Source organism: Kocuria oceani, assembly GCF_029524215.1.
In the GTDB taxonomy this organism is placed as follows: Bacteria; Actinomycetota; Actinomycetes; order Actinomycetales; family Micrococcaceae; genus Kocuria; species Kocuria oceani.
Genome location: NZ_JARAMH010000027.1, coordinates 1 through 14,275, shown reverse-complemented (window position 1 = coordinate 14,275; position 14,275 = coordinate 1). Strand labels below are relative to the sequence as shown.

General features: G+C 69.8%; 13 protein-coding genes, 2 pseudogenes and 1 riboswitch. Of the genes and pseudogenes, 6 read left to right on the top strand and 9 right to left on the bottom strand.

Annotation, left to right across the window (positions count from 1 at the left end):
- Nucleotides 1-59: 59 nt before the first annotated feature.
- A pseudogene (locus PU704_RS18275) lies at nt 60-347 on the top strand (helix-turn-helix domain-containing protein); the annotation flags it as partial.
- A gap of 87 nt (nt 348-434) precedes the next feature.
- On the opposite strand, the gene PU704_RS18270 reads toward PU704_RS18275, so the two are convergent.
- Nucleotides 435-1,112 carry a C40 family peptidase gene (locus PU704_RS18270; RefSeq protein WP_277552352.1) on the bottom strand — a complete coding sequence of 226 codons (678 nt, stop codon included), beginning with the start codon at nt 1,110-1,112 and terminating at the stop codon, nt 435-437.
- A gap of 5 nt (nt 1,113-1,117) precedes the next feature.
- Nucleotides 1,118-1,298: riboswitch (cyclic di-AMP (ydaO/yuaA leader) on the bottom strand.
- 687 nt (nt 1,299-1,985) lie between these two features.
- Here PU704_RS18270 and PU704_RS18265 point away from each other — a divergent pair.
- Complete coding sequence (locus PU704_RS18265; RefSeq protein ID WP_277552350.1) at nt 1,986-3,395, top strand: MBL fold metallo-hydrolase; 1,410 nt, start codon at nt 1,986-1,988, stop codon at nt 3,393-3,395.
- Between the two features lie 509 nt (nt 3,396-3,904).
- On the opposite strand, the gene PU704_RS18260 is transcribed toward PU704_RS18265, so the two are convergent.
- The 8 genes from PU704_RS18260 to PU704_RS18225 form a co-directional block, all read right to left on the bottom strand.
- Nucleotides 3,905-4,249 (bottom strand): DsrE family protein, encoded by a 345-nt coding sequence (locus PU704_RS18260; protein WP_277552347.1) that lies wholly within the window; start codon nt 4,247-4,249, stop codon nt 3,905-3,907.
- Between the two features lie 69 nt (nt 4,250-4,318).
- Nucleotides 4,319-5,587, bottom strand: coding sequence for an MFS transporter (locus PU704_RS18255; protein WP_277552344.1), 1,269 nt, complete (start codon nt 5,585-5,587; stop codon nt 4,319-4,321).
- On the bottom strand, nt 5,584-6,651 hold the full coding sequence (locus tag PU704_RS18250; RefSeq protein ID WP_277552342.1) for a HoxN/HupN/NixA family nickel/cobalt transporter: 1,068 nt from the start codon (nt 6,649-6,651) through the stop codon (nt 5,584-5,586). The genes PU704_RS18255 and PU704_RS18250 overlap by 4 nt, the downstream gene beginning before the upstream one ends.
- A gap of 121 nt (nt 6,652-6,772) precedes the next feature.
- On the bottom strand, nt 6,773-8,125 hold the full coding sequence (locus tag PU704_RS18245; RefSeq protein WP_277552340.1) for an MBL fold metallo-hydrolase: 1,353 nt from the start codon (nt 8,123-8,125) through the stop codon (nt 6,773-6,775).
- Between the two features lie 96 nt (nt 8,126-8,221).
- The gene (gene trxA, locus PU704_RS18240; protein WP_277552338.1) at nt 8,222-8,596 is read right to left on the bottom strand and encodes a thioredoxin; all 375 of its coding nucleotides are present in this window, start codon (nt 8,594-8,596) and stop codon (nt 8,222-8,224) included.
- Nucleotides 8,597-8,645: 49 nt separating this feature from the next.
- Nucleotides 8,646-9,509, bottom strand: a complete 864-nt coding sequence (locus PU704_RS18235) for a sulfite exporter TauE/SafE family protein (RefSeq protein ID WP_277552336.1) — start codon at nt 9,507-9,509, stop codon at nt 8,646-8,648.
- 35 nt (nt 9,510-9,544) lie between these two features.
- The gene (locus tag PU704_RS18230; RefSeq protein ID WP_277552334.1) at nt 9,545-9,841 is read right to left on the bottom strand and encodes a rhodanese-like domain-containing protein; all 297 of its coding nucleotides are present in this window, start codon (nt 9,839-9,841) and stop codon (nt 9,545-9,547) included.
- Nucleotides 9,842-9,945: 104 nt separating this feature from the next.
- Complete coding sequence (locus tag PU704_RS18225) at nt 9,946-10,539, bottom strand: rhodanese-like domain-containing protein (RefSeq protein WP_277552332.1); 594 nt, start codon at nt 10,537-10,539, stop codon at nt 9,946-9,948.
- Nucleotides 10,540-10,669: 130 nt separating this feature from the next.
- Between PU704_RS18225 and PU704_RS18220 the strand changes: the two genes are divergently transcribed.
- The 4 genes and pseudogenes from PU704_RS18220 (at nt 10,670) to PU704_RS18205 (ending at nt 12,489) form a co-directional block, all read left to right on the top strand.
- A complete protein-coding gene (locus PU704_RS18220; protein WP_062735562.1) occupies nt 10,670-10,927 on the top strand; it encodes a metal-sensitive transcriptional regulator in 258 nt (85 codons plus the stop codon).
- Nucleotides 10,928-11,011: 84 nt separating this feature from the next.
- A pseudogene (locus PU704_RS18215) lies at nt 11,012-11,431 on the top strand (DUF302 domain-containing protein).
- 388 nt (nt 11,432-11,819) lie between these two features.
- Nucleotides 11,820-12,287, top strand: a complete 468-nt coding sequence (locus PU704_RS18210) for a hypothetical protein (protein WP_277552329.1) — start codon at nt 11,820-11,822, stop codon at nt 12,285-12,287.
- Nucleotide 12,288: 1 nt separating this feature from the next.
- Complete coding sequence (locus PU704_RS18205) at nt 12,289-12,489, top strand: helix-turn-helix transcriptional regulator (protein WP_277552328.1); 201 nt, start codon at nt 12,289-12,291, stop codon at nt 12,487-12,489.
- The last annotated feature ends 1,786 nt before the right edge of the window (nt 12,490-14,275 follow it).

The following is a 14,275-nucleotide window of genomic DNA, read 5'->3' as shown; positions in this document are numbered from 1 at the left end:
AGGTAGACCGGCCTTACATATGGCCGGATAGCGGTCATCAAGTCAGCTCAGTTGTCACCGATCGTGCGCCAGTCCCGGGCTCGATGGTCCTTACCGTCATGGCCGCATTGGCGCAGATGGAGCTGGAGATCAAGCGGGAGCGGATCACTGACTCGGTGGCCAAGCGGAGGGCTGCCGGCAAGGACCTCGGCGGGCGGCGCCAGACGTTTATGGATTCTCAGATTCGCAACGCGCTGCGACTCATCGAGGGTGGGGAGCCGGCCACTCAGGTTGCTCGGGACCTCGGGATGTCCAGGGCCACTCTCTATCGCCGGATCCGGGAGCTGCCGCAGGCGACGGCGATCTGAGTCCGTCACCTCGGGTGTTGCCGCAGTCCCACAGTCGCCCGTGACGGCTCACGCCGTCATGGGCGACTGTGGGACTGCATTCCAGATTCAGCGGAAGGTGACGTAGCCGTCCGTCGGCATGGCGTCCACGGAGTGGACGAAGGTCCCCTGGGTGGGGTTCAGCGCGGAGATCATCTTGCCGCCACCGAGGTAGATCCCGATGTGGGCGCCGCCGTTCTGGACGACGAGGTCTCCCGGCTGCGGGTTGGTGGTCGGGGTGCCGGCGGCCCACTGTTGCTGGCTGGTGCGCGGGAGGTCGATGCCGTTCTGGGCGTAGACCCATTGGGTGAACCCGGAGCAGTCCCAGGCGCCGAAGTCCGTGCCGCCCCAGACGTAGCCGGTGCCCACGCCCTGCATCGCGGTGCCGACGAGGCCGCCGGCAGCGGTGGAGTCCCCGGTGAGCTCGGAGACGTTTGAGGACTGGGTGGAGAGGCTCGAGGTCGAGGTGGTCTGCGGCGTCGGGGCGGCCTCCGTCTCAGAGACCGGTGCGGCCGGGGCCGCGGGAGTGGTGGGCGCTGGGGCGGTGGTCGTGGCGAGGGTCGCCACCGCAGAGACGGGAGCGGCGTAGGAGGTCCCCGAGGAGGCGGGGAGCTCGGCGTAGGCCTGGGCCGGGGTGATGGAGCCGAGCACTGCGGCGCCGGCGGCGACCGTCAACGTGGTGTTGCGTACCAGGCGCGAAGAGGTCTGGGCGCGGTGGCGAGCAGTGTGGCGCTGGAACATGGGCATGAGTGAGTTCCTCCCTTTGCCTGCGAGGTGAGCTGTCGGATGCGGGTGGGAGACACCCGGCCGCAGGGTGGGGGCCCTGGCGGCTTAACCCCTAGGTCCCGGGGGTGGGACCGTGTGTGGTTCCCCCGCTCCTGCCAAGTCGTCTCTGTGATGCGGACCCCGGGCACCGGCAGGATTCGGCGAAGTGCCCGGGGTGCCGATGAGATTGGCCATCGGCACGTAGAGGACCATAGCGTAAATATAACGGACTGATAACGATGCAGGCGGGGAGGGATCTGGCTCACTGTCATGGGTCGGCGCTGAAGAGCCTGCCCCTCAGCTAGAGCCGACGGCAAGGGTGGAGGGGCTCAGTCCTCCGACCAGCTCGCGGTCCGCAGTGGCAGCCCGAAGGACGTTTTGACCTGCTATTTCGCAAGCCACCCCTTGGTGGCGGCATGTGTCGATCGTTGCTGGGCGCCCCCCGGCCGCTCCAGGGAAGGCCCCGGCCCGCGGAGGCCGTAGCACGCGAAATCCCGCTCCTGTTGACGGATGAAGTGCCAGCTACCTCACATTCAAATGCCAGCGCACGGGGGCGGAAAGCGCGGATAGCTTCACGGAATCTTCACGCGTAGGGGCCGTCCGTGCCGCCTGGTGGGGGTCGCCTCACCCCAACGAATCTGGGCAGCGGCTCTCCCTGGTTGATGGTCTCGCTTCAGTTCACGTGCCGCCGTGCTCGCCGACGCCGACGGAACGCTGGAAAGGCCAAACATCACTTCTTCAAGGTACCCCGGGGGGTACTTGCAACATACCCCGGGGGGTATTACGCTGGTGGGCAGATGGCCGGAGGGACCTCCGCCGAACCCTTGTTCCACTGACTCCGTGAAGGAGAGTTTCATGCTGATCGAGCGCATCTACGACGAGGACCTCGCCCAGGCCAGCTACTTCATCGGGTGCCAGCGCACCGGCCAGGCGCTGGTGGTCGACGCCCGCCGCGACATCGACGTCTACCGGGACACAGCCGCGAAGAACGGCATGGAGATCACCGCGGTCACCGAGACCCACATCCACGCCGACTACCTCTCCGGCACCCGCGAGCTGGCCGCGGCCACCGGCGCGGACATCCACGTCTCCGGCGAGGGCGGGGAGGACTGGCAGTACGAGTTCGAGGCCGCGCGCCTGCACGACGGCGACGAGATCCGCATCGGCAACATCGTGGTGGCCGCGGTGCACACCCCGGGCCACACCCCCGAGCACCTGTCCTTCCTGGTCACCGACGGCGCCTTCGCCGACGCCCCCGGCTACCTGCTCACCGGCGACTTCGTGTTCTCCGGCGACCTGGGCCGCCCGGACCTGCTGGACGAGGCCGCCGGCGGCGTGGACACCCGCTTTCTCGGCGCACAGCAGATGTTCGCCAGCCTCAAGGAGAAGTTCCTGACCCTGCCCGACCACGTCCAGGTCTTCCCCGGCCACGGCGCGGGCTCGGCCTGCGGCAAGGCCCTGGGCGCGATCCCCTCCACCACGGTGGGCTACGAGCGGCTCTACGCCTGGTGGGGCCCCTACCTGGCCGCCGACGACGAGGCCGGCTTCGTCGCCGAGCTGCTCGACGGCCAGCCGGACGCCCCGTTCTACTTCGGCCGGATGAAGAACCAGAACCGCCGGGGGCCGGCCGTCATGGGCGATCGGGCGCCCCTGCCCGAGTTCGACCCGCAGCAGGTCGCCCAGCAGCTGGCGGCCGGCGAGGTGACCTTCGTGGACACCCGCTCCGCGGACGAGGTGCACACCGGGACCGTGGCCGGGGCGCTGAACATCCCGGCGGGGAAGTCGATCGCGACCTTCGGCGCCTGGGCCGTGAACCCCGAGGCCGACGACCGGCCGCTGGTGCTGCTGGCGCCCGACCAGGAGGCCGCCCAGGAGTTCTGGGACCACCTGGTGCGCGTGGGCATCGACGCCGTGGCCGGCTACGTCACCGGGATCGAGGGCCTGCCGCAGACCACCCCGCGGCTGGTCTCCCCCGAGGAGGTCGAGGCCTTCGACAAGGCGCTGCTGCTGGACGTGCGCGCCGTGAGCGAGCACGCCGCCGGCTCCGTCCCCGGCTCCACCCAGCTGCACGGCGGCCGGGTCCTGTGGAACCTGGACCGGCTCCCGCAGCAGGGCACGATCGTGACCTACTGCCAGAGCGGGCTGCGCAGCTCGGTCGTCGCCTCCACCCTGCGCCACGCCGGCTACGACGTGGTGGAGCTCGGGGGCTCCTACGCCGCCTGGTCCGCCCGGCAGGACGCCCTGGAGACCACCCCCGCCGGCTGACCGGGGACACCGAGCCTTGAGCGCCCGGAGGGGCCGCCCGCTGATTGCGGGCGGCCCCTCCTGCCGTGTCCGCCTCTTGGGAATTGCGGGTGCCCGGGTACTGGTTCCTGACCTGTGAGTGGCGGTTTTCGGAGCTTGGACCGCCGAGCTGATGCCCGACCGTGCAGGCGGGGCGTTCACGGTCTGTCTTCTCGTGAGGTCTTCATCTTGGTCGTCGCCCCGGCCATCGCCGGTGCGGTCATTCCGGACCTGGGGTTGGGGGCGCTGCTTGTTATCACCGCTGCGGTGTCTCTGCTCAGCGGGATGGCGTTGATGTTGCGCGGGTCCACGCCAGGGGCGACCGTTGGCGGTACCGAACCGTGACCAGCAGAGCTCTCCTCGACATCGACGGGTAGGCGCTGCGTGGTGATCAGCCGGGTCCATGCACCTTCGGGGCCGTGAGGCCCTGCAGGCCCGGAACTGCCCCCAGGGGCAGTCGGTTTCGCCCGTCCCGGACCTCGGTGGTGGGGTCAGGGGTGCAGGTAGGACCATCCTTCGGTCTGTCGGGTGACGAGGTGGGCGACACCGGAGGCCACGACCACTGCTTGGGGGTGGATGTCCGCGGGGGTCAGACGGCGGGCGGTCATGGTGTTCTGGCACACGCACAGGGTCACCCCTGCCGTCAGCAGACCGGTGAGCTGGGTGGTGAATTCCTCGGCGGCCGGGGCGGTGGCCACAGCAATGCCAGGGCCGTGGGTGACGAGCTCCACCTGAGTCTCGGGCCCGAGGGCGGCGAGCAGGTTGGTGGTGTTCTGCAACACGGTCTGGATTTTCTCCGGCGCGGCGTCGTTGAGGTGGATCACGGCACGGTGCATCGCGGGGGGCCTTTCGCAGCATGGGCATGGTGTCGCGGCCACTGTAGTCAACCAGCCACTGGCGGGGCCTCAGATGCCGGTGTGGTTGCGGCCGCGCATCCGCACGGCGACCACGCCCCCGGAAGCGGCGGTCAGGGCGGCGACGACGGCCACGGCCGCGGGGATGCCGAAGGCGTCGGCGACCACCCCGGAGACCACCGCGCCGACGGCGAACCCGCCGTCGCGCCACAGCCGGTAGATGCCCACCGACCGGGCCCGCCAGGTGGGATGGGCGACATCGCCGATGGCGGCCAGCAGGGTGGGGTAGACCATCGCGGTCCCGGCCCCGAGCAGCACCACCGCCACCAGCCACATCTCGAACGTGGAACCGGCCGCGATCAGGCCCAGGGCGACCGCTTGGGTGAGCATCCCGGCCACGATGAAGCCCTTGCGCCCCCACCGGTCCGAGCACGCGCCCGTGGCCAGCTGCAAGGCACCCCACACGGCCGGGTAGGCCGCAGCCAGGACCCCGATCTGGCCCAGGGTCAGCCCGGCGGCGGCGAACAGGACCGGGAACAGCCCCCAGGCCAGCCCGTCGTTGAGGTTGTTGACCATCCCGGCCTGAGTGACCGAGGACAGGGACCGGTCGCGGAAGCTGGTCAGGGCGAAAATCTGCCGGTTGCTCAGGGCCCCGTGGGCGTGGGTGTGGGTGGTGGTGTGGCCGGTGGCCTCCAGATGGGCGTGGTCGCGGGTCTCGCGCACGGTGAGGACCGACAGGCTCAAGCCGAGGGCGATGTAGGCGGCCCCGAGCAGGAACGGGGCCGGTCGCAGCCCGTAGTGGGCGGCCAGGTATCCGGTGGCCATGGCGGTGGCGGCGACTCCGAGGTAGCCGGCGGCCTCGTTGAGGCCCATCGCCGCTCCGCGTCGGTGCGGGCCGACCAGGTCCATCTTCATCACCACGGTGGTGGACCAGGTCAGGCCCTGGCTGACGCCCAGGACGAGATTGGCGGCCACGATCCACCCCCAGGAGGGGCCGTAGATCAGCAGCAGCGGCACCGGCAACGCGATTAACCACCCGGTCACCAGCACGGGTTTGCGCCCGTAGCGGTCGGCGAGGGTGCCGGCGGCGTAGTTGGTGGCGGCCTTGGCCACCCCGAAGGCCAGGATGTAGGTCAGGGAGCTGGTGTAGAGATCGAGCCCGAACTCCTCGGTGGCCAGCAGCGGCAGCACGGTCCGCTCCTGCCCGAGGGTTCCCCCGACCAGGGCGTTGACGACCACCAGCAGGGTGAACTGGGCCAGGTTCTGCCGCAGCCCCAGCACGGTGGCCCGGGACGGGCGGTCGAGGGCCGGGCAGGTCATGCCCGGGGCCTGGTGGTGGCGGGGACGGCCCGGCGTGCGACGGCGGTGGCCGCCCAGACCAGGGCGAAGAAAGCGATCAGCGCCAGCCCGAGGAAGTTCAGATCCACGGCCCCGATCGCCGCCAGTGCCCCGCCGGTGGGCTGGGTCAGCTCGGCGACCACGGAGAGCAGGCCCGTCCCGCCGATGAGGAAGGCGATGACGACGGACACGCCGGTGACGACGAGGTTGTAGTCGAGGCTGCGCCGGGGGTTACCGGTGGCCCGGGAGTAGATGCGGGCCATCATCAGCCCGTCGGCGCTGTCGAAGGCGGTCATGCCCGCGGTGAACAGCACCGGCAGCACCATCGCGGCGTACCAGGGCAGGGACGGGGCCAGGGTCCCGGCCAGGACGAACAGGCTGATGGAGGCGGCGGTGTCCAGGCCCAGCCCGAACAGGAAGCCGACCGGGTACATCTTCACCGGCCGATCCACCGTGCGGGTGAGCGGGTGCAGCACCCGGTGCAGCACTCCGCGCCGGTTCAGGTGCGTGTGGAATGCGTGCTCGTCGACCGGGCCCTCGCCGATGGTCCGGCGCAGCCGGTGCAGGGACCGCAGGGCCGGGAGGTTCAGCGCCCCGGCGGTGAGCAGGAACACCCCGGACACGGTTCCGCCCCAGATTCCGGCGGCCTGGCGCAGGGCGGAGTCCTCATCGGCCAGGCCCTCGGTGAAGCTCTCCACGCCCAGGGCCAGCAGGGCCACGGAGGCCACCACCACCGAGGAGTGTCCCAGGGCGAACCAGAACCCGGTGGTCACGGTGGTGCGCCCGCGGGTGAGGAACTGGCGGGTGGCGTTGTCGATGGCCGCGATGTGGTCGGCGTCAAAGGCGTGGCGCACCCCCAGGGCGTAGGCGCCCACGGCCAACCCGAGCAACACCCCAGGACTGGCCCCGGCAGCGGCCTGGGCCGGCAGCAACCAGGCGAACAAGGCCCCCCACCCGGCCACGTGCAGAGCGGCGACGGTGGCCCCCATGCCGGTGAGGCTGCGGACCTGCCCCCGGGCGCGGGGTTCTACGGTGCGGGTTTCCATGCGGGGGCCTTTCCTGAGTACCGGGTGCGCGAACAGAAGGATCGAACAAACCACGGGGGCGGGCAGGGGATTCCTGCCCGCCCCGAGGTCTGTCACGGGTGCACGATGATGGTCGGGGCGCTCAGCCGTCCATGGGCAGGCCGGCGTCGGCGGCTTCGGCGAACATCGCGTCGATGTGCACGGCGTCCTTGCCGGCGCGCTCGAGCAGGGAGGCGGCCACCCCCGAGCGGTAGCCGGAGCCGCAGTGCACCCACAGCCGTCCCGCGGGCACCTCGTCCATCCGTGGCAGCAGCTCGTGCAGCGGGATGTTGACCGCACCGGCGATGTGGGAGTCCTCGTACTCCTCGGCCCGGCGCACGTCCAGGATGGTCTCCTCGGTGGGGCGGTCGTCGAGCACCTCTCCCCAGCCCACCCGGGGGTAGGAGGACACGGTCGCCCCGGGGGCGAGCTTCTCCGGGTCCTCGCCCAGGGCCGCGTCGGGGGAGTCGATGCCGATCCGCGACAGGTCCCGGATCGCGTTCTCGACGTCCTCACGCGATCCGACAAGGGTCAGCTGCCGGTCGTAGGGGAAGACCCAGCCCAGGAAGGTGGTGAAGCTGGAGCCGTCGCCGTACTCGAAGCTAATCGTGCCCTTGAGGTGGTTGGAGGAATACGCCACCCGGTGGCGCAGGTCCACCACCCACTCCCCGTCCTCCAGGCGGGACTTGAGCTCGGCCGGGTCCAGGGAGACGGGCACCTCGAGGTTGGGCTCGGTGGGACCGGCGGCATTGGCCGGGCCCATGTGCACGTAGTAGTTCGGGTAGGCCGTGAGGTTGGCGATCAGCTCGGCGACGAAGTGCTCCTCGTCCGGGTCGGTGTAGACGTGGTTGGTCTCGAACTGCTCGCCGAGGGTGGACTCGTCCGCCCCGGTGGCCGGGCCGGAGGAGCAGAAGGACCCGAAGCCGTGGGTCGGGTACAGGGCGGCCTGCTCCTGGGCCTCGGCCGCCAGCCGGCGGGCGGAGGCGTACTGGTCGTGGGTCAGGCCCTCCGTGTGCTCGGGGCCCAGCAGGTCGGTGCGGCCCACGGAGCCGTAGAGGACGCTGCCGCCGGAGAACACGGCCTGCTCCGCCCCGTGGGTCACCACGAAGGAGAGGTGGTGGTGGGTGTGCCCGGGGGTGGCCACGGCCTTCACGGACAGCTCCCCGACCTGCACGGTCTCGCCGTCGGTGATCGGGGTGCGCTGGAAGGAGACGTCGTCGGCGGCGTTGACCAGATAGGCGGCCCCGTACTTGCGGGCCAGGACGAGTCCGCCGGTGATGTAGTCGTTGTGGATGTGCGTCTCGGCCACGTGGGTGAGGCTCACCCCGGTCTGAGCGATCAGGGCCTCGACGCGGTCGATGTCGCGCTGGGCGTCGATGACCAGAGCGGTCTGCCCGTCGTGCACGAGGTAGCTGCGGTCCCCGAGCTGGGGGGTGTCGATGACGGTGACGTCCATGGTTCTCCTCCTGTAGCGGGTGGTGGAACGAGGGGACGGGGGGGTGACCCCGCCCCCAACATACCCCCAGGGGTATGGGGGTTCAAGGTGGGGTGGTCAGGCCTGCTGCTCGGCCTGCTGCCGGGCGAGCTCGGCACGGACCTGGGCCATGTCGAGGCCCTTGACCGCGGTGATGACCTGTTCGAGTCCGGTGGCGGGCAGGGCGCCGGGCTGGGAGAACACGAGCACGCCCTCCCGGAAGGCCATCAGGGTCGGGATGGAGCTGATGCCGGCCGCAGCCGACAGGCGCTGCTCGGCCTCGGTGTCGACCTTGGCGAACACCACGTCCCGGTGCTTCTCGGAGGCGGCCTGATAGGTCGGGGCGAACATGCGGCAGGGGCCGCACCAGGACGCCCAGAAGTCCACGAGGACGATGTCGTTGGACTCGATGGTGGGGGCGAAGTCGGCTTCGGTGATGTCGATGGTGGCCATGGGGATCTCCTTGTCGGAGTGGATGTGGGGGCGTGGTGGGTCGTGGGGGTCAGGTAACGAGAGGGGTGCGCAGCGGACACCTCGGGACCACGAACCAGCAGACCGTGGCGGCCAGGGCCGCGACAGCGGCGGTGACCCCGACGGCGATCCCGGCCGCGCCGGGCAGCTCCTGGACCAGGACGAACACACCCATCACGAGGACGAAGATGCCGAAGCCCTTGCGCAGGGCGGCCTCGGGGATGCGCCCGGCCAGTCGCGCCCCGACGAACGAGCCGGCGACCGCGGCGACGGTCACCGCGCCCACCAGGGCCCAGTCCAGGGAGACCGTGGTGAGGTAGCCGGCGAGCCCGGCGAAGGACTTCATGGCGATGACCACCAGGGAGGTGCCCACGGCCACGGGCATGGACAGCCCGCCGAGCAGGGCCAGGGCCGGGACGACGAGGAAGCCGCCGCCGGCCCCCACCAGGCCGGTGACGAGACCCACGACCAGGCCTTCGGCGACGACCTTGCCGACGGGCAGCTCGCCGTCGGGGGGCGTGGCGGTGCTGTTCTTGCGGCCGCGGATCATGGCGAGGGAGGTGGCGACCATCATCAGGGCGAAGGCGATCATCAGCACGGTGCCGGGGATGTGGCCCCCGGCCAGGCCGCCGAGGAAGGCCCCGGCCATGCCGGCCGCGCCGAAGACGAGGCCGGTGCGCCACTTCACGCGGCCGTTGCGGGCGTGGTTGACGGCGCTGACGGCGGAGGTCACCCCGACGACGAACAGGGAGGCCGCGATGGCCTCCTTGGGGTCCAGGCCGGTGACGTAGGTGAGGATCGGGACGGTGAGGATGGACCCGCCGCCGCCGAGCAGTCCGAGGGAGAGTCCGATCAGCACCGCCAGCAGCAGGGTCAGCACGAGCGTGAGAGTCATGAGGAAGTGTCCTTGTCCTGGCGAAACCGGCGGGGTCAGACGGTGGGCAGGCCGGCGCGCTGCCAGGCGATCATGCCCCCGGCCATGGTGTCGGCGCTGTAGCCGGCGGCGTTGAGTGCCTCGGCGACCCGGGCGCTGCGGTTGCCGCTGCGGCAGACCACGATCACCGGGCGGGCCTGCTCGAGCTCGGCCAGGCGGGCATTCAATTGGCCCATAGGGATGTGGACGGCGCCGGGGATCATGCCGTCGGCGACCTCGAAGTCCTCCCGGACGTCGAGGACCTGGTCCTGGGCACGGCGGGCCTCGGCGTCGGTGATGGTGATCTCTGACATGACTGCTCCTGGGAATGGCTCGATGGTGGACGACGATGGGGTGCCCGGGGCGGACCGAGGGGCCGACGCGGTCCTCGGTCCGCCCCGGGCAGGCCTGGTGGGGCTCAGGCGCCGGCGGCGGGGATCTGCTGGATGGCCGTGGTGGCCGTGGGCTCCTGCGCGGTCTTGTTCCAGGGCATGGCCGCCAGGGCCTTGCCCATCGCGCAGGTGTTGGAGGCGGCCGAGAAGGTCAGGCCGGTGCCGACGATCCCGGCCAGGGTGCGCACCTTGGGGGACACGAACCGGCCGCCCACCAGCCCGGTGAGCACCAGGGAGCCGGCGGCCATGCGCACCTGGCGCTCCAGGTCCCAGCGCTGAGCCCCGCGCACGACGTCGCCGCCGGCGTTGGCGAAGCCGGGGGCGCCGCCGGTGAGCACGTAGGCGGTGTCGACCCCGGCGGTGGACAGCTTCTGGCGGGCCTGCTCGGCACGGACCCCCGACTGGCAGACCAGCACGACCCGCTCACCCAGGCGTGCGGCCAGATCGGCGGTGTGCTCGGAGAGCAGGGGCAGGGGCACGTTGTAGGACCCGCGGATGTGCAGGGACTCGAACTCCGCTGCGGAGCGAACGTCGATGATCACCAGGTCCTCGTGCTGGGCCATCCACTGGCGCAGGGTCTCAGGCTCGAGGGTGGTCACGGTGGTGTTAGCGGAAGTCATGGGGATCCTCTCGGGAAAGCTCACGGGAACGGGGGTGTGCACCCAGTATTACCGATACCCCCCAGGGTATGCAAGACACCCCCGGGGGTATAGAATTGGGGCAAGCCCCAAACCTCGTCAGGAGACCCCGATGCAGCTGGACACCACCGAACTGACCCCCGTGATCAACCGCCTCAAGCGCGCCCAAGGCCAGCTCGGTGCGGTGGTGCGCATGCTCGAGGAGGGCCGGGACTGCAAGGACGTCGTCACCCAGCTCTCGGCGGTGTCCAAGGCTCTGGATCGGGCCGGCTTCGCGGTCATCGCCTCCGGGCTGGAGCAGTGCCTGACCAACCCGGAGGAGACCCTGGACAAGAAGGACCTGGAGAAGCTGTTCCTCTCTCTGGCCTGAGCCCGGAGAGTCTGACAGCCCGACGGTCGGGAGCCGGCGACTCCTGGTTGCCCACTGGATGACCACGCATCACAGGAGCAGCACATGACCTGCACCCACACCGTCACCGTCGCCCTGCCCTACGACCAGACCGTGGAACGCACCCGCGCCGCCCTGGCCGAGCAGGGCTTCGGCATCCTCACCTAGATCGACGTCAAGGCCACCTTCACCACCAAGCTCGGCGAAGAGGCCGGCCACGCCGTCGGCGACTACGTGATCCTGGGCGCCTGCAACCTGCACCTGGCCAGCAAGGCCCTGCCCGGCGAACCGCAGCTCGGCGCCCTGCTGCCCTGCAACGTCGTGGTCCGCCGCGGCGATGACGACCACACCACCGTGGAGGCCATCGACCCGCAGACCATGGTCCAGCTCAGCGGCAGCCCTCAGGTGCGTGAGGTCGCCGACGACGCCGACACGCGACTGCGCGCAGCCCTCACCATTCTCGGCGAAGCCAGCTCGGCCGGCTGAACACTCTCCCATCGCGGCCACCGAGCAAGGTGACCGGCTGCAGGGGCGCCCCGCCAATGGCGGGGCGCCCCTGTGGCTGACGAACCGCTGTCACCCGAGCACCCCAGGGGTTCCCGTGTGGGGCGCCCGGAGCTCCAAGGTCGGCGGTGCAATCTCAGGGCCACGTGAAAGGTGCTTGAGCGACGGGGCAAAAGTCAGGAAACGCGCCCGGCTTCGCATGCGACCCGGCTAACAGGCGTTGCCCGCAGGGGCCACGCCGCAGGTCGGGCATAGCGGGGGGCCCCATCGGTGATCGCACGTAAGCGCTGGACGCTTCTCTTGACGGCGCCCGCAGTGTAAAGGAAACTCGACTTGTAAAGTTAGCTGTACATGCTGAGGGAGAGGCGACATGACGACCACACAAGCGCGCACGAAATGGGGGCGTACGAAGTTCGGAACCGGTCGCACCCCGGCGATGGCCATCGCCGTTCCCGCCGGCGTGATCCTCGCAGGGGCGGGCGGGTGGTTGTCCGTCCTGGTCGGTGTCACCGCAGCGAATCCCGCACTGGGGTTCTGGGTGTTCAGCGCCTGTCTCACGATGCCGGCCATCGCCCTGGTGTACGTCCTGGTCGTGGACCGTGACACGCTCGAGGGAGCAGTCGAACGTCCCGACGACTCCATCGAATCCCGGTGGTACGACAGGGCCGCCTCAGGCTCCTTCATGGACCTGGTTGCGGGGCTTGGCATCACGTTGATCGTCTTGACGTTCGTTCCCGGTGGGGTCTCCGTCGATCTGGACCTCGTCCTCGCGGCGGTCCTCGCGGCGTGCTTCGTCTCGTTCGGGATCCGGTACCTGGTGCTGCGGCGGAAGGGCTGAGGTGCGGAACCTGGTCCACGACTCACGTCAACGCCTCGGGTGGTCGCAACAACGGCTCGCCGACGAGCTGGGTGTCTCACGTCAGACCGTCATCTCCATCGAACGCGGACGCTTCGACCCCTCGCTGCCGCTGGCCTTCCGGCTCGCCGCAGTGTTCGGCAGCACCATCGAGGAACTCTTCTTCCCCGATGACCAGCCATAGCCTCCACGTCGTGGTGCTCGGCCAGCGAAGAACATCAGTCCGCTGAGCGGCCCCTGCGGCGCAGGCGGGGCGGCGGCTGCGTCCGCTCAGCCGGTGGGAGCAGAGCGCAGTGTGGTCCTTCGCATGTTCGCGATCACACACCTTTGCTTCCTTTTGTGAACGCTCAGGCTTTGAGGGGTGTTGCCGGGGCGGGCGGGATGGGGAACTCTGCTGGTGAGAGGGGCATTCCCATGACCCCTCGAGCTCTGGGACAGGCCGGTGCTGTTATGGATCCGGGGGGATCCACCACTGCAGGTGGATGTCCGGTCTGAGGCGGAGAACGGAAGGGGCGGGATCGGCTGGGGGGCCGACCCGCCCCTTTCTCCTGGTCACTGAGGAGCCTTTGCTGGCCGGCTCTGACAGTGTCGATCGCCCTGACGATGAGTGAGAGCAGGGCGGATCATCTTCCTGTGCTGTGCTGTGCTGTGCTGTGCTGTGCTGTGCCCGGGGCGGGGTCCGGTGATGTGTCCGGTGCGAAAGGCCCCGTGTCATTTCTCGGCGCCCTCCTGGGGGTGGACCTGGTACTCCTGCAGGTCCAGCAGCTTGCGTTCCCCCAGCCCGTTCTCGCGGATCCAGATAACACCCAAAGCGACCGAGACGGTCTCCACCGTCCCCGTCCAGTGAACCACTCCGCGGAACCGGGCCTGCACCACCTGACCCGGGCGCAAATGCTGGGCCGCTGGGTCGCTGTCGCTCCGGGCCGCTGGGCCGCTGTCGCTCCGGGCTGCGTCGTCGGTGCGGCTGCCGGTCGTTGCGGACCTCCGGGGTGTCACACGGTCTGCGCGTTCATGCCGGTTCATGATTCATCCTTGCCACAGGGGCGGACCGGCCGGGGACTGTGACCGAAAGTGGCGCTGACCTGCGCAATCCCGGCCATTGCCGATGGCTCCTTGGGCGGGGACCCCTCCGAGGCCACCCCGGATGCACGGCCGGGCCAGACGGGCAGTGCCCTGGGGGTGCTGCTGGGCGCCGGGAGGTCTCTGCAGGGATGAGGACCATGGAATTGCGTGTGCCCCGCCCCAGGGAGGGCGGGGCACACGGTCACAGGTAACGCATCCTGTGCGGGGCACCCGGACCGGCGGGAGAACCGTGGGGCTCCGGGTGTCGCTTCAGCCGAGGAACTGAAGTGCGTCCGAGGCTAGCAATCCACAATGGTAATTGTCAGCACGCTTAGCGATGGTGATGCATTGTGACCGGCTGACCCCACGGTGACTCCTGGTGCTGAGGGGACTCCTCTGGCGCACCGGGCCCTGGACACAGCGGCGATGAGCTGCTCCAGCCGGCACCAGACCTGCCCGGGGGCCCGTTCCTGTTCGCCGGCTTCGTGACGCACCACCGGCCACGGCCCGTCGGTCTACTCGTCGGCTAGGGACCGATCCTCCTACGACAGCACCGTTTCTGCCACCAGAAATGAGAATTTCGCAGCGAGATGGTGTCATCGAACGCGACCACCGCAGCGTCATCCCATGTTGACCGATGAACCGCATACGACCGGCGCTTCGAATATGGCCGGTTAGGGTCTGGCCGCTGGGCCAGGTCGTCGGGACGGTCTCCACCCTGGGCCGGTGAGATCCAGGCCTCGTGGGGGGCAGAACAGGTGGGGCAGGCCACCATTGTCGGCGGGGACCACTCCGGTTCGTGCCCGGGTGAGCGCGCCAGGCGCTCACCCGGTCCAGTCGTTGGTGAGTTCGTAGCAGGCGTGCTGGAGCATGAGGCGGTCGAGACTCGACAGGTGCAGCGCCTGATG

Excerpts from the sequence above, each read along its gene's own strand:
- PU704_RS18270 (WP_277552352.1), bottom strand. The coding sequence starts at position 1,112 with ATGCCCATGTTCCAGCGCCACACTGCTCGCCACCGCGCCCAGACCTCT.
- PU704_RS18265 (WP_277552350.1), top strand. The coding sequence starts at position 1,986 with ATGCTGATCGAGCGCATCTACGACGAGGACCTCGCCCAGGCCAGCTAC.
- PU704_RS18260 (WP_277552347.1), bottom strand. The coding sequence starts at position 4,249 with ATGCACCGTGCCGTGATCCACCTCAACGACGCCGCGCCGGAGAAAATC.
- PU704_RS18255 (WP_277552344.1), bottom strand. The coding sequence starts at position 5,587 with ATGACCTGCCCGGCCCTCGACCGCCCGTCCCGGGCCACCGTGCTGGGG.
- PU704_RS18250 (WP_277552342.1), bottom strand. The coding sequence starts at position 6,651 with ATGGAAACCCGCACCGTAGAACCCCGCGCCCGGGGGCAGGTCCGCAGC.
- PU704_RS18245 (WP_277552340.1), bottom strand. The coding sequence starts at position 8,125 with ATGGACGTCACCGTCATCGACACCCCCCAGCTCGGGGACCGCAGCTAC.
- trxA (WP_277552338.1), bottom strand. The coding sequence starts at position 8,596 with ATGGCCACCATCGACATCACCGAAGCCGACTTCGCCCCCACCATCGAG.
- PU704_RS18235 (WP_277552336.1), bottom strand. The coding sequence starts at position 9,509 with ATGACTCTCACGCTCGTGCTGACCCTGCTGCTGGCGGTGCTGATCGGA.
- PU704_RS18230 (WP_277552334.1), bottom strand. The coding sequence starts at position 9,841 with ATGTCAGAGATCACCATCACCGACGCCGAGGCCCGCCGTGCCCAGGAC.
- PU704_RS18225 (WP_277552332.1), bottom strand. The coding sequence starts at position 10,539 with ATGACTTCCGCTAACACCACCGTGACCACCCTCGAGCCTGAGACCCTG.
- PU704_RS18220 (WP_062735562.1), top strand. The coding sequence starts at position 10,670 with ATGCAGCTGGACACCACCGAACTGACCCCCGTGATCAACCGCCTCAAG.
- PU704_RS18210 (WP_277552329.1), top strand. The coding sequence starts at position 11,820 with ATGACGACCACACAAGCGCGCACGAAATGGGGGCGTACGAAGTTCGGA.